The sequence below is a fragment of the Mycolicibacterium grossiae genome, assembly GCF_008329645.1.
Taxonomy (GTDB): Bacteria; Actinomycetota; Actinomycetes; order Mycobacteriales; family Mycobacteriaceae; genus Mycobacterium; species Mycobacterium grossiae.
The window spans coordinates 2,404,309-2,422,649 of sequence record NZ_CP043474.1 but is presented as its reverse complement, the minus strand read 5'-3'; the positions used below and the strand labels follow the sequence as shown (position 1 = coordinate 2,422,649).

The 18,341-nt window shown below is 69.6% G+C and carries 22 protein-coding genes; all 22 read right to left on the bottom strand.

Going from position 1 to position 18,341, the window contains the following annotated elements; genetic code table 11:
- Positions 1-14: 14 nt before the first annotated feature.
- Positions 15-1,793 (bottom strand): signal peptide peptidase SppA, encoded by a 1,779-nt coding sequence (gene sppA, locus FZ046_RS11545; protein WP_070352514.1) that lies wholly within the window; start codon positions 1,791-1,793, stop codon positions 15-17.
- Positions 1,794-1,938: 145 nt separating this feature from the next.
- Positions 1,939-2,382 (bottom strand): 50S ribosomal protein L15, encoded by a 444-nt coding sequence (gene rplO, locus FZ046_RS11540; protein WP_070352515.1) that lies wholly within the window; start codon positions 2,380-2,382, stop codon positions 1,939-1,941.
- Entirely contained in the window at positions 2,379-2,564 is a 186-nt protein-coding gene (rpmD, locus tag FZ046_RS11535) for a 50S ribosomal protein L30 (RefSeq protein WP_070352516.1), read from the bottom strand. Before rpmD ends, rplO begins: the two co-directional genes overlap by 4 nt.
- Before the next feature lie 2 nt (positions 2,565-2,566).
- Positions 2,567-3,235, bottom strand: coding sequence for a 30S ribosomal protein S5 (rpsE, locus tag FZ046_RS11530; RefSeq protein WP_170292427.1), 669 nt, complete (start codon positions 3,233-3,235; stop codon positions 2,567-2,569).
- 25 nt (positions 3,236-3,260) lie between these two features.
- The gene (rplR, locus tag FZ046_RS11525) at positions 3,261-3,674 is read right to left on the bottom strand and encodes a 50S ribosomal protein L18 (RefSeq protein ID WP_070352518.1); all 414 of its coding nucleotides are present in this window, start codon (positions 3,672-3,674) and stop codon (positions 3,261-3,263) included.
- A gap of 2 nt (positions 3,675-3,676) precedes the next feature.
- Positions 3,677-4,216 (bottom strand): 50S ribosomal protein L6, encoded by a 540-nt coding sequence (gene rplF, locus FZ046_RS11520; protein WP_070352519.1) that lies wholly within the window; start codon positions 4,214-4,216, stop codon positions 3,677-3,679.
- Positions 4,217-4,237: 21 nt separating this feature from the next.
- A complete protein-coding gene (rpsH, locus tag FZ046_RS11515) occupies positions 4,238-4,636 on the bottom strand; it encodes a 30S ribosomal protein S8 (RefSeq protein WP_070352520.1) in 399 nt (132 codons plus the stop codon).
- Between the two features lie 125 nt (positions 4,637-4,761).
- Positions 4,762-4,947 carry a type Z 30S ribosomal protein S14 gene (locus FZ046_RS11510; protein ID WP_070352521.1) on the bottom strand — a complete coding sequence of 62 codons (186 nt, stop codon included), beginning with the start codon at positions 4,945-4,947 and terminating at the stop codon, positions 4,762-4,764.
- Between the two features lie 4 nt (positions 4,948-4,951).
- Positions 4,952-5,515 carry a 50S ribosomal protein L5 gene (gene rplE / locus FZ046_RS11505; RefSeq protein WP_070352522.1) on the bottom strand — a complete coding sequence of 188 codons (564 nt, stop codon included), beginning with the start codon at positions 5,513-5,515 and terminating at the stop codon, positions 4,952-4,954.
- 1 nt (position 5,516) lies between these two features.
- Positions 5,517-5,834, bottom strand: a complete 318-nt coding sequence (rplX, locus tag FZ046_RS11500) for a 50S ribosomal protein L24 (protein ID WP_070352523.1) — start codon at positions 5,832-5,834, stop codon at positions 5,517-5,519.
- Complete coding sequence (gene rplN / locus FZ046_RS11495; protein ID WP_003883432.1) at positions 5,835-6,203, bottom strand: 50S ribosomal protein L14; 369 nt, start codon at positions 6,201-6,203, stop codon at positions 5,835-5,837. It abuts the gene before it with no gap.
- A 248-nt stretch (positions 6,204-6,451) separates the two neighbouring features.
- Positions 6,452-8,827 (bottom strand): arylsulfatase, encoded by a 2,376-nt coding sequence (locus FZ046_RS11490; protein WP_070352524.1) that lies wholly within the window; start codon positions 8,825-8,827, stop codon positions 6,452-6,454.
- 105 nt (positions 8,828-8,932) lie between these two features.
- Complete coding sequence (locus FZ046_RS11485; RefSeq protein WP_070352525.1) at positions 8,933-10,627, bottom strand: ArnT family glycosyltransferase; 1,695 nt, start codon at positions 10,625-10,627, stop codon at positions 8,933-8,935.
- Positions 10,624-12,090, bottom strand: coding sequence for a glycosyltransferase (locus FZ046_RS11480; protein WP_246182967.1), 1,467 nt, complete (start codon positions 12,088-12,090; stop codon positions 10,624-10,626). Before FZ046_RS11480 ends, FZ046_RS11485 begins: the two co-directional genes overlap by 4 nt.
- On the bottom strand, positions 12,087-13,643 hold the full coding sequence (locus tag FZ046_RS11475) for a hypothetical protein (RefSeq protein ID WP_070352527.1): 1,557 nt from the start codon (positions 13,641-13,643) through the stop codon (positions 12,087-12,089). Before FZ046_RS11475 ends, FZ046_RS11480 begins: the two co-directional genes overlap by 4 nt.
- Positions 13,640-15,598, bottom strand: coding sequence for a hypothetical protein (locus FZ046_RS11470; protein ID WP_070352528.1), 1,959 nt, complete (start codon positions 15,596-15,598; stop codon positions 13,640-13,642). The genes FZ046_RS11475 and FZ046_RS11470 overlap by 4 nt, the downstream gene beginning before the upstream one ends.
- A 163-nt stretch (positions 15,599-15,761) precedes the next feature.
- Positions 15,762-16,061 (bottom strand): 30S ribosomal protein S17, encoded by a 300-nt coding sequence (gene rpsQ, locus FZ046_RS11465; protein WP_070352529.1) that lies wholly within the window; start codon positions 16,059-16,061, stop codon positions 15,762-15,764.
- Positions 16,061-16,294: a 50S ribosomal protein L29 gene (rpmC, locus tag FZ046_RS11460; protein ID WP_070352530.1), complete on the bottom strand. Its 234-nt coding sequence runs from the start codon at positions 16,292-16,294 to the stop codon at positions 16,061-16,063. Before rpmC ends, rpsQ begins: the two co-directional genes overlap by 1 nt.
- A complete protein-coding gene (gene rplP / locus FZ046_RS11455; protein WP_070352531.1) occupies positions 16,294-16,710 on the bottom strand; it encodes a 50S ribosomal protein L16 in 417 nt (138 codons plus the stop codon). Before rplP ends, rpmC begins: the two co-directional genes overlap by 1 nt.
- Before the next feature lie 2 nt (positions 16,711-16,712).
- Positions 16,713-17,555 carry a 30S ribosomal protein S3 gene (gene rpsC, locus FZ046_RS11450; protein ID WP_070352532.1) on the bottom strand — a complete coding sequence of 281 codons (843 nt, stop codon included), beginning with the start codon at positions 17,553-17,555 and terminating at the stop codon, positions 16,713-16,715.
- The gene (gene rplV / locus FZ046_RS11445) at positions 17,555-18,052 is read right to left on the bottom strand and encodes a 50S ribosomal protein L22 (protein ID WP_070352533.1); all 498 of its coding nucleotides are present in this window, start codon (positions 18,050-18,052) and stop codon (positions 17,555-17,557) included. The genes rpsC and rplV overlap by 1 nt, the downstream gene beginning before the upstream one ends.
- Complete coding sequence (gene rpsS / locus FZ046_RS11440; protein ID WP_010908582.1) at positions 18,053-18,334, bottom strand: 30S ribosomal protein S19; 282 nt, start codon at positions 18,332-18,334, stop codon at positions 18,053-18,055.
- Positions 18,335-18,341 lie beyond the last annotated feature (7 nt).

The window sequence follows — 18,341 nt, the reverse complement described above, 5'->3', positions numbered from 1 at the left end:
GGAAACCCCTACGGCTAGGAGCGCACGTCGCCCAGCCACAGCGCCGTCGTGCCGGACAGTGACCGCTCGGCCTGGTTGACGACGCCGGCCACGGTACGGCCGAGCAGGGCGCCGACGGCGACGGACAGCGACGCCGCCGCCGGCTGCGAGGACGCCTTGGGCCGCAGGACGTCCAGCACCGACGAGCCGGGCAGGTACGTGAGCTTGACGTCCGCATTGGCGTCGATCCCGGCGAGCGCCTTCGCCCGGTCGACGGCGGTGCGCAGGCCACCGAGCTGGTCGACCAGCCCGTGTTCGAGGGCGTCGGCGCCGGTCCACACCCGGCCCCGGGCGACCGCGTCGACGGCTTCGACCGTCATGCCGCGCCCGGCGGCCACCCGCTCGACGAAGTCGGTGTAGAAGAGGTCGGCCTCTGCCTCGACGTGCGCCTGCTGCTCGTCGGTGAACGGCGCATCGATCGACCAGGCATCGGCATTGGCGTTCGTGCGCACCGCATCCGACCCGACGCCGAGACGCCGCTTGAGGTCGCGCGCGACGAGCTTGCCGGTCACCACCCCGATCGATCCCGTGATGGTCCCGGGGTTGGCGACGATCTCGTCGGCGGCCATCGACACGTAGTAGCCGCCGGACGCGGCGACGGCGCCCATCGACGCGACCACCGGGGTGCCGGCGGCCGTCAACCGCGCCACCTCCCGCCACACCGTCTCCGAGCCGGTGACGGCGCCACCGGGGCTGTCGACCCGGAGGACGACCGCGGCCACCGCGTCGTCGGCGCCGGCCTGCCGCAACGCGGCGGCGATGGTGTCGCCGCCCGCGCTGGACGTGCCGAGCGGCGACAGCTGCGGGCCGCCGCGGCCGCTGACGATCGGTCCGTGCAACGTCACGACGGCGATGGTGGGCTTGCCCGCCCTTCCGGGCAGGCTGGGCGGCGTCGGTCCCTGCGCCCTGGCGTAGCGGGCGAGGAAGAGCCGGGGCGGCACGTCGGCACCCGAGTCGCCGTCTCCGGGTTCGGCCGATCCGGGAGACGCCAGCTCGGCGATGCGGCCGTAGGCCTCGTCGCGGAAGCCGATGCGGTCGACCAGGCGGCCCTCGACGGCGGCGTCGCGTAGCAGCGGGGCCCGGTCGGCGAGCGCGTCGACCGCGTCCGGCGCGAGCCCGCGCGAGGCGGCGACCGCGGCGAGGACCTGGCCGTGCAGGCTCTCGATGAGCCGGGTGTCGGCCTCGCGGTGCGCATCGGTGTAGGCGTCCTGGGTGAACAGGTTGGCGGCGGACTTGTACTCCCCGCGCGCCACGAACTGCGCCTGCACGCCGGCCTTGTCGAGGGCGTCGCGCAGGAACAGCGCGTTGGTGGCGAAGCCGACGAGACCGACGGTGCCCGACGGCTGCATCCACACCTCGGAGAACGCCGAGGCCAGGTAGTAGGACTTGGTGCCGGGGTAGGTCTCGGCCCAGGCGAGCGACGGCTTGACCGCGCTGAACGCGGCGACGGCCGCGCGCAGTTCCTGCACCGGTCCCGCCGCCGCGGCCGGAAGCTGGATCCGGGCGATCAGGCCGGCGACGCGGTCGTCGTCGGCGGCGCGGTGCAGGGCCGCCACGGCCTCGCGCAGCAGCAGCGGGCGGCCGCCGGACAGCAGTGCCATGGGGTCGAAGCCGCCGGTCTCGTTCGGCACGGCCTGCAGGTCGAATTCGAGCACGCACCCCTTGGGGACGCCGTGGTGGCGGGCGGTGTCCGCCTTGCGCGCCAGCGCGCGGAGGTCGTCGATGCCGGGGACGCCGGACAGCAGGCTGAGCATGCCGCGAGCCTACCGATGCTCCAGCTGCGCTCCCTGGAAGCGATTCGTCGCCCCGGATACGAGAATGCCCCCGGCGATGTCGCCGGGGGCATTCTCGGTAGTGCTTGAAGCGTCGCCAATCAGGCTTCGGTGGCGGAGCCGCCAATCAGGCTTCGGTGGCGGAGCCGCCTGCGGCGGTGATCTTCTCGCGGGCGCTACCGCTGAACTTGTGCGCGGTGACGTCGACCTTGACGGACAGCTTGCCGTCGCCGAGGACCTTCACCAGCGTGTTCTTGCGCACGGCGCCGGCAGCCACCAGCTCGTCGATGCCGACCGTGCCGCCCTGCGGGAACAGCTTGCCGATGTCGCCGACGTTGACGACCTCGTACTCGGTGCGGAACCGGTTGCGGAAGCCCTTGAGCTTCGGCAGGCGCATGTGGATCGGCATCTGGCCGCCCTCGAAGCCCACCGGGACGTTCTTGCGGGCGCCGGTGCCCTTGGTGCCGCGACCGGCGGTCTTGCCCTTGGAGCCCTCACCGCGTCCGACGCGGGTCTTGGCGGTCTTCGAACCGGGGGCGGGCTTCAGGTCGTGCAACTTGATGACGCTCACTGGGCGACCTCCTCGACCTCGATGAGGTGGTGCACGGACTTGATGAGTCCGCGCGTCTGCGGGTTGTCCTCGCGGACCACGGACTGACGGATCTTCTTCAGTCCGAGGCTGCGCAGGCTCTCACGCTGCTTCCAGCGCGCACCGACGGTGCTGCGCACCTGGGTGATCTTGAGTTCGGCCATGACTATGCGCTTCCTTCACGTGCGGCGGCCGCGGCCACCGTCTCGGCCTCGCGGCGTGCACGGAGCATGCCGGCGGGGGCGACGTCCTCGATGGGCAGGCCGCGACGGGCCGCCACCTCCTCGGGACGCTGGATCTGCTTCAGCGCGGCCACGGTGGCGTGCACCACGTTGATCGCGTTGTCGCTGCCCAGCGACTTGGCCAGGATGTCGTGCACGCCGGCGCACTCCAGCACCGCACGCGCCGCACCACCGGCGATGACGCCGGTACCGGGGCTCGCCGGGCGGAGCATGACGACGCCCGCAGCGGCCTCGCCCTGCACCGGGTGGACGATGGTCCCGCCGATCAGCGGCACGCGGAAGAAGCCCTTGCGGGCCTCCTCGACGCCCTTGGCGATGGCGGCCGGGACTTCCTTGGCCTTGCCGTAGCCGACGCCGACCATGCCGTTGCCGTCACCGACGATCACCAGGGCGGTGAAGCTGAAGCGCCGACCACCCTTGACGACCTTGGAGACGCGGTTGATCGTGACGACGCGTTCCAGGTAGTTGCTCTTGTCGCCGCCGTCGCGGCCGCTACGGCCACCGCGGTCGTCACGACGACCCCGACCGTCGCGGTCTCCGCGACCGCCGCCGCGATTGTCCTGCGCCGGAGCGGCGCCAGCCTGCTCGGCCATCATGCAGTCCTCTCGTTGATCGTCATTAGAACTTCAGCCCGCCTTCACGCGCGGCGTCGGCCAGCGCGGCGATGCGGCCGCCGTAGGTGTAGCCGCCGCGGTCGAACACCACGGTCTCGATGCCGGCGGCCTTGGCGCGCTCGGCGATCAGCTGACCGACGCGGACGCTCTGGGCCTTCTTGTCGCCCTCGACGGCACGCACGTCGGCCTCGATGGACGAGGCCGCCGCGACGGTGACGCCCTGCGAGTCGTCGACCAGCTGGACGTGGATGTGCCGCGAGGAGCGGTTGACCACCAGGCGCGGGGTCTCCGTGGTGCCGGCGACCTTCTTGCGCAGCCGCGCGTGGCGGCGGAGGCGCGAGGTCCGACGGGTCTCGGAGATGTTCTGACCGACGGGCTTGCGCTTGTCGGTCGTCGTGCTTGCTCCAGTAGCGGGCATTTCTACTTACCTGTCTTTCCGACCTTGCGGCGGATCTGCTCGCCTTCGTAGCGAACGCCCTTGCCCTTGTACGGGTCGGGGCGGCGCAGGCGGCGGATGTTCGCCGAGATCTGACCGACCTTCTGCTTGTCGATACCGGTGATCGAGAACTTGGTGGGCGTCTCCACCGCGAACGTGATGCCCTCGGGCGCCGTGATCACCACGGGGTGGCTGTAGCCGAGCGCGAACTCGAGGCTGTTGCCCTTGAGCACGACGCGGTAACCGACGCCGAAGATCTCCATCTTGGTGGTGTAGCCCTCGGTGACACCCGTGATGAGGTTGGCCACCAGCGTGCGGGACAACCCGTGCAGCGAGCGGTTGCGCCGCTCGTCGTCCGGACGGGCCACCACGATGGCGCCGTCGTCGTTGCGGGTCACCGAGATCGGCTCGGCCACGGCCAGTTCCAGGGTGCCCTTGGGCCCCTTCACCGACACGTTCTGGCCGTCGATCGTGACGTCGACCCCGGTGGGCACCGGGACCGGTTGCTTGCCAATGCGCGACATGGTCTCTACTCCCCTATCCCGCTACCAGACGTACGCGAGGACTTCGCCGCCCACGCCCTGTCGTTGCGCCTGACGGTCGGTGAGCAGACCGGAGGACGTGGAGATGATCGCCACGCCCAGGCCACCCAGCACCCGCGGCAGATTGGTCGACTTCGCGTACACCCGCAGGCCGGGCTTGGACACCCGGCGCAGGCCCGCGATGCTGCGCTCACGGCTCGGGCCGTACTTGAGCTGAACCACCAGGGACTTGCCCACGCGGGCGTCCTCGGTGTGGAAGTCGGTGATGTAGCCCTCGGCCTTGAGGATCTCGGCGATGTTCGCCTTGATCTTGCTGTGGGGCAGCGTCACCTCGTCGTGATACGCCGAGTTGGCGTTGCGCAGACGCGTCAAGAAGTCTGCGATCGGGTCAGTCATCGTCATGACAACCGGCTCACCTTTCTCGCGGCGGTTCCCTCAGGAGCCTGTGGGGCCTGCCGCAATGCTGTTCTCAATGGGGTCTAGTTCGCTTGGTGCTCAGCGCAGGGGCGCGAGCGCTCGCCGGTGGGTTACCAGCTGGACTTCTGCACGCCCGGCAGCTCGCCGGCGTGGGCCATCTCGCGCACGCAGATCCGGCAGAGGCCGAACTTGCGGAACACCGCGTGCGGACGACCGCACCGGTTGCAGCGGGTGTAGGCCCGCACCGCGAACTTCGGCTTCTTCTTGGCCTTGTTGACCAGAGCCTTCTTTGCCATCTGCTCAGTTCTCCTTGAACGGGAAGCCGAGTGCGCGCAGCAGCGCCCGGCCTTCGTCGTCGGTCGTCGCCGAGGTGACGACGGTGATGTCCATGCCTCGGGGCCGGTCGATGGAGTCCACGTCGATCTCGTGGAACACCGACTGCTCGTTCAGCCCGAAGGTGTAGTTGCCGTTGCCGTCGAACTGCTTGGGCGACAGGCCGCGGAAGTCGCGGATACGGGGCAGTGAGATCGACACCAGGCGGTCGAGGAACTCCCACATGCGGTCGTTGCGCAGCGTCACGCGGGCGCCGATGGGCATGCCCTCGCGCAGCTTGAACTGCGCGATGGACTTGCGGGCCCGGCGGATCTCCGGCTTCTGGCCGGTGATCAGCGCGAGGTCGTTGACCGCGCCGTTGATCAGCTTGGCGTCGCGGGCGGCGTCACCGACGCCCATGTTGACGACCACCTTGACCACGCCGGGGATCTGCATGACGTTGGCGTACTTGAATTCGTCGTTGAGCGCGGTGCGGATCTCGTCGCGGTAGCGCTGCTTCAGCCGGGGCTGAACCTTCTCTGCGGTCGTCATCTCAGATGTCCTTGCCGTTGCGCTTCGACACGCGGACCTTCTTGCCGGTCTCCTCGTCGAAGCGGTAGCCGATCCGGGTCGGGTTGCCGTCGGAGTCCACGACCATCACGTTGCTCACGTGGATGGGCGCCTCCTGCGTGACGATGCCGCCCGAGGACGCGCCACGCTCGTTCGCCGACTGGGCGGTGTGCTTCTTGATCCGGTTGACGCCCTCGACGAGGACCTTGTCCCGGGTCGGGTAGGCCTCGATGACCTTGCCCTTGGCTCCCTTGTCCTTGCCGGAGATCACCAGCACGGTGTCACCCTTGTGCACCTTCACTTACAACACCTCCGGGGCGAGCGAGACGATCTTCATGAAGCGCTTCTCGCGCAGCTCGCGGCCGACCGGGCCGAAGATGCGGGTGCCGCGCGGATCGTTGTCGGCCTTGATGATCACGGCCGCGTTCTCGTCGAACTTGATGTAGCTGCCGTCGGCACGGCGGCGCTCCTTGACGGTGCGGACGACCACGGCCTTCACCACGTCGCCACGCTTCACGTTGCCACCGGGGATGGCGTCCTTGACGGTGGCCACGATGACATCGCCGATGCCGGCATAGCGCCGCGACGAGCCGCCGAGCACGCGGATGCACAAGATCTCCTTGGCACCCGTGTTGTCGGCGACCTTGAGCCGCGATTCCTGCTGAATCACTCGATCTCCTCGATTACTTGCATGTCACGGCACGGCGGGCAGCACGAAACGGCTCGACGTACGCGGTTCTCGTTGCCGAAGGGCACGCAGGGCTTCCGACGAGTACCGTGCTGAACGCACCGAACTCCACGGCAGCCGAGGTCTGCCCAAGGCAACCCCTACATAGTAGGTGAGCGGCCCTCGCGGACCAAATCGTCTCACCTGCGACGACGCCGGGCGCTCGCCGCGAATGCCGACGTCGGCGGCGGTCAGTCCTTGGCGAAGGCTCGGGCGAACTCCGCCTCGACGTCGAGGTAGGGCTCCCCCGACACGTCGACGACGACCTGGGCGATGCGTCCGCCGGTGAAGCGGAACGGCGCCTCGTAGGCCGTCGACACCGGCTGGCCGGCGTTGCGGCCCACCGCGACGCCGCCCCCGGCGAGCCCGAAGCTGCCGGGGTGGGTGCGGACGCCCGCGCGGGTGGCCACCACCTGGCCGTCGACGTAGAGCGAGACGTCGCCCAGCGGGGTGTGACTGCCCTCGACGGTGCCCGTGCGGTCGTAGCGGACGCCGAGCACGTGCGCCCCGAGCGCCACGGGATCGTCGGCGGCGACGAGCTGCTCCTCCTCGCCCATGAAGTTGTAGACGTAGTGCAGCCGGCCCTCGCGCAGGAACAGCACGTGGCCGCCGTGCCCGGCGCCCTGCTTGTAGACGACGCCCTCGGCGCCGGCGGCGTCGACCGTTACCTCGGCCAGCACGGAGAAGGACTGGCCGCGCAGTTCGACGGCCGCACCCATGCCGACCTCGGCGGTGTCCGGGTAGTAGACGAAGGTCTTGCGGTCGCGCACCAGGTAGGGCCGCTCCCGCAGGAACGTCTCGAACACGTTGAGGTCGGCCAGCGGCAGCCCGTTGTACTTCTCGGCCTCGGCGAACCACAGCCGCTGCAGCTCCTCGAGCTTCTCCGGGTGCTCGGCGGCGAGGTCGTGGCACTGGCTGCGGTCGGCGGCGATGTGGAACAGCTCCCAGCGATCGTCGTCGAAGTGCGACCAGCCGGCCGGGCTGGCGGCGTGCACGGTGTTGGCGAACCAGCCGTCATGCCAGATGCCCCGGGTGCCGAGCATCGAGTAGAACTGCGTGCGCTTGCCGGTGTCGGCGGCCGCGTCGTCCAGTGCCGCGCGGAAGCTGGTGCCGTCGAGCGGCTTCTGCGCGATGCCGTTGACCTCCTCGGGTGGCGTGATGCCGAGCAGGTCGTAGATCGTCGGGGTCACGTCGCAGACGTTGACGTAGTGGTCGCGGATCTCGCCGTGCGCGCGAATCCCGTTCGGCCAGGACACGATTGCGGTGTCGGCGATGCCGCCCTCGTGCGATGCGTAGCGCTTGAACAGCTTGTAGGGCGTGTTGAACGCCATGGCCCACCCGATCGGGTAGTGGTTGTAGGTCTGCGGGCCGCCGAGGGAATCGAAGAAGCGCAGCCCCTCCTCGACGGTGTCCACGTAGCCGTTGAAGAACTTCACCTCGTTGACCGAGCCGTTGGGCCCACCCTCCCCGCTGGCGCCGTTGTCGGAGATGACGACGACGATGGTGTCGTCGAGCTGGCCGGACTCCTCGAGGTAGTCCAGGATGCGGCCGATCTGCGCGTCGGTGTAGGACAGGAAGCCGGCGAACACCTCGGCCATGCGGGCGAAGAGGCGTTTCTCGTCGTCGCTCAGTTCGTCCCAGGGACGCACGGTGTCCTGCAGCGGCCACGGTTCACCGTTCGGCCCCGTGACGTCGAGATACGGGTTCACCGGCGACAATTCGGTCTCCGGCGGCACGATGCCGAGGTCCTTCTGGTTCGCCAGCACGATCTCGCGGTACCGCTCGTACCCCATGTCGAAGGTGCCGGCGTAGCGGTCGGCCCACTCCGCGAACACGTGGTGCGGGGCGTGCCCGGCGCCGGGACACAGGTAGGTGAACCACGGCTTGTCCGGCGCGATGACCTTGGCGTCGCGGATGAATTCGATGGTCTTGTCGGCGAGGTCCTTGGACAGGTGGTAGCCGTCCTCGGGCCCCGCGGGCGGGGCGACCGGATGGTTGTCGTAGACCAGTTCGGGATACCACTGGTCGGTCTCGCCACCCATGAAGCCATAGAACCGCTCGAATCCGCGACTCAACGGCCAATGTCGCTTCGTCGCCGCGAGATTCGACTCCTCGAGCGGCGTGAGATGCCACTTGCCGACGCAGTAGGTGTTGTAACCCCGCTCGGCGAGCACCTCGCTCAGCAGCGCCGTGTCGGCGGGGATGCGACCGTTGCAGTTGGGGAACCCGTCGGTGAACTCCTCGATGGTGGCCATGCCGACCGTGGTGGCGTTGCGCCCGGTCAGCAGCGAGGCCCGGGTCGGGGAACACAGTGCGGTGGTGTGGAATTGGCTCAACCGCACGCCGCGCTCGGCCAGTCGCCGCATCGCGGGCATCTCGACCAGGCCGCCGAAGCAGTCCCAGGTGGCGATGCCGGTGTCGTCCCAGACCAGGTACAGGACGTTGGGCGCGCCCGGCGGTGCGGTCGGCGCGGCGTAGGGGCCCCAGTCGGGCTCGGAGTCCCGGATGTCGAGGGCGATCCTGCCGGCGAAGCCGCGCGAGGTCTTCGGAGTCTTCTCGTCCGTCATCACGCCTCATCCCGTCCACCCCGCCTCGGGCTCGACGGGATGGCCGGAGATTACACCGGCCAGGTGGCCCCGCGGTGCACATCGGACGTCAAGATCAACGACGGATCACCGACGTGTGGCGCGCGCGTCTGCCGGCCCCGGTTCGTCGACCCGGTACAGCCGCCACGTCGGCTGGCTGTCTCCGTCGTTGGGGATCTCCAGTTCCAACGTCGAGACGTCGGCGCCGGTGGCGTACAGCGTGGGATAGCGCGTGTTGAGCGCGTCCGACACACCGCGCCCCTCGGGCGGCACGGCCAGCAGGTACTCGACGCCATGACCAACGGGATCGTTGAGCAGCTCGGTGAAGTCGGGGTCGGACGGGACGACGAACGTCCTGGGCCGCTGCGAGGCGGCGACGACCGCGAAACCGAAGACGGTGTCGACGATCACCGAACTGTCCGGCAGGTTCAGCGCGTCGAGATACCGGGCGATGTCGCGCTCGGTGGAGAAACTCGCGGCGATGCGCCGCTCCACGGCCCCGCGGTCCGAGCGGTCGTCCGCATCGGGAGCCAGCACCGAGGCGAGCGCGTACTCCTGCGGCGCGTACCGCGGCAGGGTCATCGCGTGGGCGGCGGACGGCACGGTCACGGCGAAGACCAGGGCCACCGGGGCGTAGGCCAGCCACGGTCGCCGTGGCGGTCGCGAAACCGTCTGCGGCGGTGCGTATTTCCCACGCCGCTTCGGGCGGGCGAACGCACCTTCGGGCACCGCGAGCAGCGCCAACACCGCGGCCATCGGCACCGCCGCGATGTAGAACCGCAGGAACGGAAAGGTCGACCCGGACGCATACGTGTACGCCTGGAACGCCAGCACCGCACCGAACAGCGCCAGCGGCACCACCACCGTCGATCCGTACGGCCGTCGCCAGCGCACGACGCCCGCCCACACCGCCAGCGGCACGAGGGTCGGCGCCAGCAGCGTCACGCACGTCGCCGCGAAGACGAGGCCGGCGCCGAAGTGTTCGGCCGGCTGACCGGTCTGCTGCAGGATCGCGCTGTTGCCGTACTGGGAGGTGAACTGGGCGAACGGTTGTCCCGTGATCAGCCAGCTCGTCACGGCCCAGCCGATGAACGCGGCGAGCCCCGGTCCGCTCACCAACAGCAGGTCGAGCAGCGCGCGGCGCCACCGCGGTGCGGCCGGCGCGCGCAGGTAGGTGGTGACGAAGACGACGACGCCCGCGGCGGCGATGCAGCCGACGGCGTCGTACCGGGTGAGGTAGGACAGGCCCATCGCGATGCCGCCCGCGGCGATCAGGTGGTGTACGTCGTCGTCGATCATCCAGGCGATGAGGCGTCGCACCGCCCAGGTGGTGAAGAAGACGAACGGCGCCTCGCTCATGCCGTTGGAGCCGTAGAAGACGATCATCGGGTTGAGGGCGAACAGCGCGGCGATCGCGACGGTGTAGCCGCGCGGCAGGCCGCGGTCGCTGCCTATCGACAGGACCTGCACGACGGCGCCGGCCATGAAGACCGACGACATGATGGAGCCCGCGAAGGCGCGGTCGGCCAGCGCCGGCCACAGCGGGCTGAGCGCTATCTGCGGAAGCTGGAGCATCGCCGTGAGCGGGGTGAAGATGAAGCCGATGGCCGCCAGGTGCGGGTCGCGGCTGAACAACACGCTCTGCGCGGCCGACACCCGGGAGAGGGCATCGCCGAGGATGAAGCCGTGCCGCACCTGCAGCCAGTACCCGACGGCCAGGTAGACCGCCAGCGAGCCCACATAGGCCAGCGTCTTCAGCCTGCGGTCGCTCAGCGCGCTCATCCGGGGGGATCGCCGTCGTCGGCCGGCTTCTCGGACAGCCCGTGGAAGGTCTTCTCCCAGTACGACGGATTGCGGATCAACTGGTAGGTGCCCTTCGCCGCGGCGATGCTCATCATGAGCCAGAACAGCGGCACGGTGAGCGCGGCGCCCAGCAGGTCGGAGCGGTCGTCCTCGCGCAGCGCGATCATGTTCATGTACAGCGTCGCGAAGTTGCCGAAGACCAGCGCGATGAGCGCCGGGAAGTAGATGAACGCCGGGAACACCGCGCCGATGAGTTCGGGTTGCCCGAGGAACCACATGGCGGTGATGAGCCAGAAAGCCAGGTTCAGGACGGCGACGATCGGGGTGCCGGCGAGGACCAGGTTGAACCGGATGAAGTTGCGCACACCGATCGTGCGCACCAGCGCCAGCGGCCGGCGCATGTGCACCAGCCAGGTCTGCAGGTACCCCTTGTACCACCGGGAGCGCTGCCGTATCCAGTTGATCGGGTCGCTGTTGGCCTCTTCGAGGGTGACCGAGTCGACGACGGCGGTGTGGTAGCCCGACGCGGAGATCCGCAACCCCAGGTCGGCGTCCTCGGTCACGTTGTGCGGGTCCCACGCGCCGATCTTGTCGAGCACCGGGTGCTTGAGGTGATTGGACGTGCCGCCCAACGGGATCGGCGACTCCGTGCTCATCAGCCCGGGCAGCAGGTAGCCGAACCACAGTCCGTACTCGGCGGTGAACCAGCCGGTCAGCATGTTCTGGTGGCCGTTGTGGTACGCCAGCCTGGCCTGGATGCAGGCGACGTCCTCGGGCAGGTCGGCGAAGGCGGCGACGACCCGGCGCAGCTGCAGCGGCTCCGGCAGGTCTTCGGCGTCGTAGATCGTGACGATCTCGCCGGTGGCGAACTGCAACCCGTAGTTGCACGCCTTCGGCTTGGTCCGCGGCTCGGCCGGGGGCACCAGCACGATGGTGATGGCCTCGGAGTCCTTGCACCGCTTCGCGGCGGTGATCGTGACGTCGTCGTCGGCTTCGAGCAGCAGCAGGATCTGCAGCTTCTCCCGCGGATACTCCAGCGCCGCCATCGCCGCCAGCAGGTCGTCGACGACCTCCGGCTCGTTGTAGGCGGGCACCAGGATCGTGTACGGCGGCAGGTCGGCGTCCGGAATGGCCCGTGCGCGTTCGTCGCTCACGACGATGGGCCGCGCCGCCAGGCCGCGTCGGAAGATGAGCACGCGGTCGGCCATGGTGCACACGTAGCCGAAGGTGCAGATGCCGATCAGTCCGACGACGGTGCCCATCGGCGAGAGGATCCCGCAGCCGAGGATCACCACGGCCACCACCGCGAGCGCCGCCTTCTGCCAGCCCATGATCGGCACGGCCGCCGAACTCAGCGGGTCGTCGTCACGCAGCCCGTTGATCGCGCGGTGCAGGGCGCGGTCCTGCTCGGCGGTGGTGAGGTCGTCGACGGCGTAGGTCACGGCGCCGCGACCTGGCTCGCGGGCGCCAGGCCCAGCGGACGCAGTTGCGCGGCGACGATGTCGCGGCCGAAGACCTCGAGCAGGTCGGCGTCCTTGAATTCCGGGTTGGTGTCGTCGACGGCGGAGTTCCCTCGGAACAGGACCGTCAGCAGCGTGTTCAACGTGGGGAGCAGCGCCCCCGACGGCTCCGGGAACGGGGCGTCGTCGTCGTGGTTGTCGACGGTGAAGACGAGGATCCGTTGCGCACGGTCGCGGTTGAGCCAGGTCCACTGCAGCATGTTCCAGGTGACGTGCAGGTTGTCATCGACGCCGGACATCAGCTCGCCGATCACGCCGTAGCCGAGGTCCACGCGGCGGACCTGACTCAGCCGGGTGGCGGTCACGTCGTAGAGCACCTTGGCGGGATAGACGAAGAACGAGAACGGCCGCTGGGTGTAGACGTTGTCGACGATCACGGTCCGCGGCCGGGACAGCTTGTCCCACTGCGGGTTTCCGACGTCGGCGACCATGCGCTGGCGGGTCAGCATCGCGGACTTGCCGTGCAGCCGCTTCACCCACGGGTATTCCTCGGTCTCGGCGAGCCGCCAGCCGGCGGGTGCCACCAGCGGGCCGGTGATCTCGAGGGCGTCGAATCGCATCGACGGTGGGGTGCCCTGGGCAGGCAGCTTGACCAGCGTGAGCACCGCGGCGACCGCCACCAGCAGCGGCACCACCCGCCAGACGTTGGTGGTGGCCGGCGAGGCCACCGCCCGCGACGCGGTGCGCATCCGGCCGCCGCGCCGGGCGAACGCGAACATGACGCAGGCGACGAGCACGATGGCGGTGAGCGTCGGGACGGCCTGGTACACGAACACCGGGGCGGACGGGAACCGGAAGTTGATGACCAGCAGGACGGCCAGACCGACGGCCCACGCGAGCCCGGCGCCCACCAGGGCGCGGCGCGTCGTGCGGCCCACCGCGAGTGCCGTCGCCCACCCCGCGATGATCAGCGCCACCGCGCCGGCGGCGAGCCTGCTGCCGCCGAGCACGATCACCACGATCTGGTAGGGCAGCGTGAAGACCATCAGCGTGAGCACCCACACGCCGAGGTACCGGCCGGCCGGCCGCAGCCCGAACAGGACGATGGCGCAACTGAAGACGAAGACCCACATGCCGAGCAGGTCGAAGCGCACCAGCTGGAACCACATGCCGTAACGCCGCGTCAGGACGCCGCAGAGCAGCAGGGCGAACACCAGACCCATCACGCCGACGATCACGTCGGTCTGCCGGTCGTGGATGGGCAGTTGGGTGCGTGGCCGCCGCGCGACGCCCTGCGCGGCGAGGACGCCGGCGAGCGGCACCAGCCAGACGTAGCCGTTGAGGCTGTTGCCCCGCGTGCTGTCGTAGAGGCTCACCAGCGACGGCCAGAACGCGACGAGCGTCAACGCGACGATGAGCAGCCACCGCAGCGACACCCGGGTGTACGGGTGTCCGAGGAACGCGTAGAACCGGCTGGTGCGCGGCTCCTCCGCGGTGGCGGCTGACTCGACGTCCTCGGACGCCGTCGCGGTCACGGTGCGGCCGGATTCCGGCGATGGCGACGGCGCGACAGCAGCCAGGCGAGCAGCCCGAGGACGACGAGGACACCGACGGCCACGGCCACCCAGACCAGCGGGCTCGTCGCCGGACCGCCGTCGGACTGCGCGGCCGCCTGCGCGGCGTCGGCCCGCACCGTGACGGGGTCGCGGTCGGGGGCGGACACCACGGCGTCGCCGCGCAGCGCCGACCACCGGTCCGGGTCGGTGTCGAGGTACTCCAGCAGCGAGTCGAGTTGTGCGGCATCGCCGTTGGACGTCGCGACGAGGACGGTCCGCGATCCGTCGTAGACCGTCTGCAGCGACCCGAACTTGAGGCCGGGCTCGAGCGTCACGGTCGCCGGGTCGCCACCGTCGCCGCCGGCAACGGTCAGCTCGTCGTTGCCGTCACCGGCCACCGGAAGCGTCACGCGCCGATCCGACCAGCCGTCGGCCGAGATCAGCACCAGCGGACCAGCCGTGCCCACGGCGTCGTCGATGGGCACCACCGTCGTGTCCAGCGGCAGCGGGCCGAGCCGCTGCAGGCCCTCGGCGATCGTGACGGCCCGGCTGGCGTCGGCGAACGATTCCGGCGTGACGCCGATGGTGGTCTTGGGCAGCAGCGCCTGCGGCAGGGATTCGAAGCCGTCGGGCACCGGCGGGGAGGCCGGAACGCTCTGCACCGTGGTGGCGCCGTCGATGATCAGCTCGACCGGCTGGAATTCGCCGCAGCCGCCGGTGTTTCCGGCGATGTCGACGGCGACGTCGAGGTTGACGTAACGGGTTCGCAGCTCGTTCGGCACGGCCACCCAGCGGTCGATGATGCCGGTGCCGTCGGTGGGCCAACGGTCGACGGCCTGGCCGCCGACGGTGGCGACCACCTGTCCCCCGACGACCGACGGTAGCGGCGTGTAGGACCCCTTCAGGTGCACGCGGATGTCCCCGGACGGGCGACCCAGCCGCGTCTGGTCGAGGTTGACCGACACCTGTGGCTCCAGCGCGGTCGCGTTGACCCCGGGCTGGCCGAGCTGCCGGATGGTGACCTCGTTGCCGGGCAGCCGCGGGCTGCTGGTCAGCGGCCCGGCGATGGCCTTGGAGGCCAGCGCCAGCGTCGACAGGTTGCTGCTCAGCAGGCGGGTCTGGTTGATGAGTTCGTTGCCGCCGCCGCTGATCTCGAGGGCGGGCACGCCCTCGCCGTTCTGCAGCACGAGGCCGACGTCACCGCCCTCGCGGATGACGACCTGGCGTTCGAACGGCTGTGACGGTGCGGGCGGCGTCGTGGCGTCGGCGGGCAACGGTTGCAGGTCGACGTCGGTGTTCTGCTGGCCGTAGCGGGCGATCACGGCGGTGGTGAGCCGGACGGCCGCATCGGTCTCGGACTGCGACGGCGCCGCGGGGACGAAGATGGTGAGCTTCTGCAGGATCGGCGGCAGGAAGTCGGCGACGGCGCGCGGCGCCTGCTCGACGCCGGTGTAGCCGACCGCCGCCTCGGTGAGCCGCAGCGGGGTGGTCGTGTCGTAGAGGCAGGCGCCGTCGCGCGGCAGCAGGTTGCTGCGCAACACCAGGCTGACGGCATTGCCCTCGACCTCCGCGCCCGCCAGCGGGATCGAGATCGGCGCGCGGTCCTCGACGGGCAGCGGCACGCGCGAGATCGTGCGGTTGTCCTGCGACACCGTCAGCACGCCGGATCCCACCGTGGGCGGGAGTTCGACGACGGCGTTGAGGGCCGCGGGCGCCAGTCCGGACGGCACCGGGATGGTCAGGGTCTGGGTGCCCTCGGCGCCGTAGAGCGACAGGTCGGCGTTGACGCCCAGCGACGTCAACCCCAGGGTGGGGGCGTCGGCAACCTGGCCTCCCGGAGCGGGTTCCGCCCACGCGGGCAGCGATGGCGCGGCGAACAGCAACGCGCTCGCGCACCCGACGGAGACGACGCGCAGCACATTCGGGGTCAACATCCTCACAGGGCGTGATGGTAGTGAGCGTTCGCCGCTGGCAAAGTTGTAATGAGACGAAAAGTCTCAAGAAGTGACGTATACGTCAAAAAAGGGACCAAAGTCACCTCCGCGCGAAAAGCCCCCGTGCGCACTGCGCACGGGGGCTTCTACGTTCGTCGAGTGGCTACTTGGCCTTCTCGAGCACCTCGACCAGACGCCACCGCTTGGTCGCGGACAGCGGCCGGGTCTCCATCAGGGAGACGCGGTCACCGACGCCGGCGATGCCGTTCTCGTCGTGCGCCTTCACCTTCTTGGTGGTGCGGACGACCTTGCCGTACAGCGGGTGGCTCTTGCGATCCTCCAGCTCGACGACGATGGTCTTCTGCATCTTGTCGCTCACCACGTAGCCGATGGTCGTCTTGCGACGTCCACGCGGCTTCTCGGTACGGGGCGTGTGCTTGGGCCCCTTCTCGGTCTCGGCCATTACGAATCCTCACCTCCGGGTCCGGCGGCCAGACCCAACTCACGTTCCCGCAGCACGGTGTATACCCGTGCGATCTCCTGTCGCACCGTGCGGAGCCGACGGTTGTTCGCCAGCTGCCCGGTGGCCATCTGGAAGCGAAGGTTGAACAGCTCTTCCTTCGACTCGCGCAGACGGCTGGTCAGCTCGTCGTCGGTCAGCTCGCGCAGTTCGCCAGGCGAGGTTCCCACTGCCATCAGAACTGCTCCTCTCTGGTAACGATGCGTGCCTTGATCGGCAGCTTGTGGATCGCGCGGGTCAGGGCCTCGCGCGCGGTCTTCTCGTCCGGGTAGCTCAGCTCGAACAGGATGCGGCCGGGCTTGACGTTGGCGACCCACCACTCCGGCGAACCCTTACCGGAACCCATGCGGGTCTCGGCGGGCTTCTTGGTCAGCGGACGGTCCGGGAAGATGTTGATCCACACCTTGCCGCCACGCTTGATGTGCCGGTTGATGGCGATACGCGCCGACTCGATCTGCCGGTTGGTGATGTAGGCATGGCCGAGGGCCTGGATGCCGTAGTCACCGAAGCTGACCGAGGTCCCGCCGCTGGCGAGCCCACGCTGCTTGGGGTGGTGCTGCTTGCGGTGCTTGACCTTGCGGGGAATCAGCATGACTAGCTCTCCGTGTTCTCTGCGGTTCCCGCGGCCGCCTCGGTGCCCACCGTCGCCTCGGCGATGGCAGGAGCTTCCTCGGTGGCCGCGCGGCCGACGTCGGTGCTGGTCGCCGTGGTACCCGAGGCACCGCTGCGACGCGGGCGGGTGCCCGACGGACGCTCGCGACGCGGCCGGTCGGCGCCGGCGGGCGCGGCGGCGGTCAGCTCGCGCTTGCCACCGACGATGTCGCCCTTGTAGATCCACACCTTGACGCCGATGCGGCCGAAGGTGGTCTTCGCCTCGTAGAGGCCGTAGTCGATGTCCGCACGCAGCGTGTGCAGCGGCACCCGACCCTCGCGGTAGAACTCCGAGCGGCTCATCTCGGCGCCGCCGAGACGGCCCGAGCACTGCACGCGGATGCCCTTGACGTTGGGCTGGCGCATGGCCGACTGGATCGCCTTGCGCATGGCACGGCGGAACGCGACGCGGTTGCTCAGCTGCTCGGCCACGCCCTGGGCCACCAGCTGCGCCTGGCTCTCGGGGTTCTTCACCTCGAGGATGTTCAGCTGCACCTGCTTCTTGGTGAGCTTCTCCAGGTCGGCGCGGATGCGGTCGGCCTCGGTGCCGCGGCGGCCGATCACGATGCCCGGACGCGCGGTGTGGATGTCGACGCGGACCCGGTCGCGGGTGCGCTCGATCTCCACGTCGGCGATGCCGGCGCGCTCCAGACCGGTGGCCAGCAGACGGCGGATCGCCACGTCCTCCTTGACGTAGTCCGCGTACTGCTTGTCGGCGTACCAGCGGGACTTCCAGTCGGTCGTGATGCCGAGGCGGAAGCCGTGCGGGTTGATCTTCTGGCCCACTACTCCGAGCCTCCCTTCGAATCGGCGGTCTCGGGCGCGGTGGTGTCCGCCTTCTTGGCGGCGGCCTTGCTGCCCTGGGCGCGGCGCGCACGGGCGGCGGACGCGGTGGCGCCGGTTGCGCCCCGGCCGCGGCCGTCCTTGGCGGGCCGGCTCTCCACGATCACCGTGATGTGGCTGGTGCGCTTGCGGATCCGGTACGCACGCCCCTGGGCGCGCGGCCGGATGCGCTTGGCCGTCGGGCCCTCGTCGGCGTAGATCGCCGCGACGACGAGCGTCGTCGGGTCCAGGCCGTCGTTGTTCTGCGCGTTGGCCGCAGCGCTGGCGATGACCTTCGCCACCGGCTCGCTGGCCTGCTGCGGTGCCCACCGCAGGATGTCGAGCGCCTGCTCGACGCTCTTGCCGCGGACCAGGTCGATGACGCGGCGCGCCTTGCTGGCCGAGATGCCCACGTAGCGGGCGACGGCCTGCGCGGACGGGTATTCGATCGTGGTACTCATTTAGCGCCTCTTGGCCTTCCGGTCATCCTTGATGTGACCCTTGAAGGTGCGGGTGGGGGCGAACTCGCCCAGCTTGTGCCCGACCATCGCCTCGGTGACGAACACCGGCACGTGCTTGCGGCCGTCGTGGACCGCGAAGGTGTGACCGATGAAGTCGGGGATGATGGTCGAACGACGCGACCAGGTCTTGATGACCTGCTTGGTGTTCTTCTCGTTCTGGACGTCGACCTTCTTGAGCAGATGGTCGTCGACGAACGGGCCCTTCTTCAGGCTGCGTGGCATCGGTGGC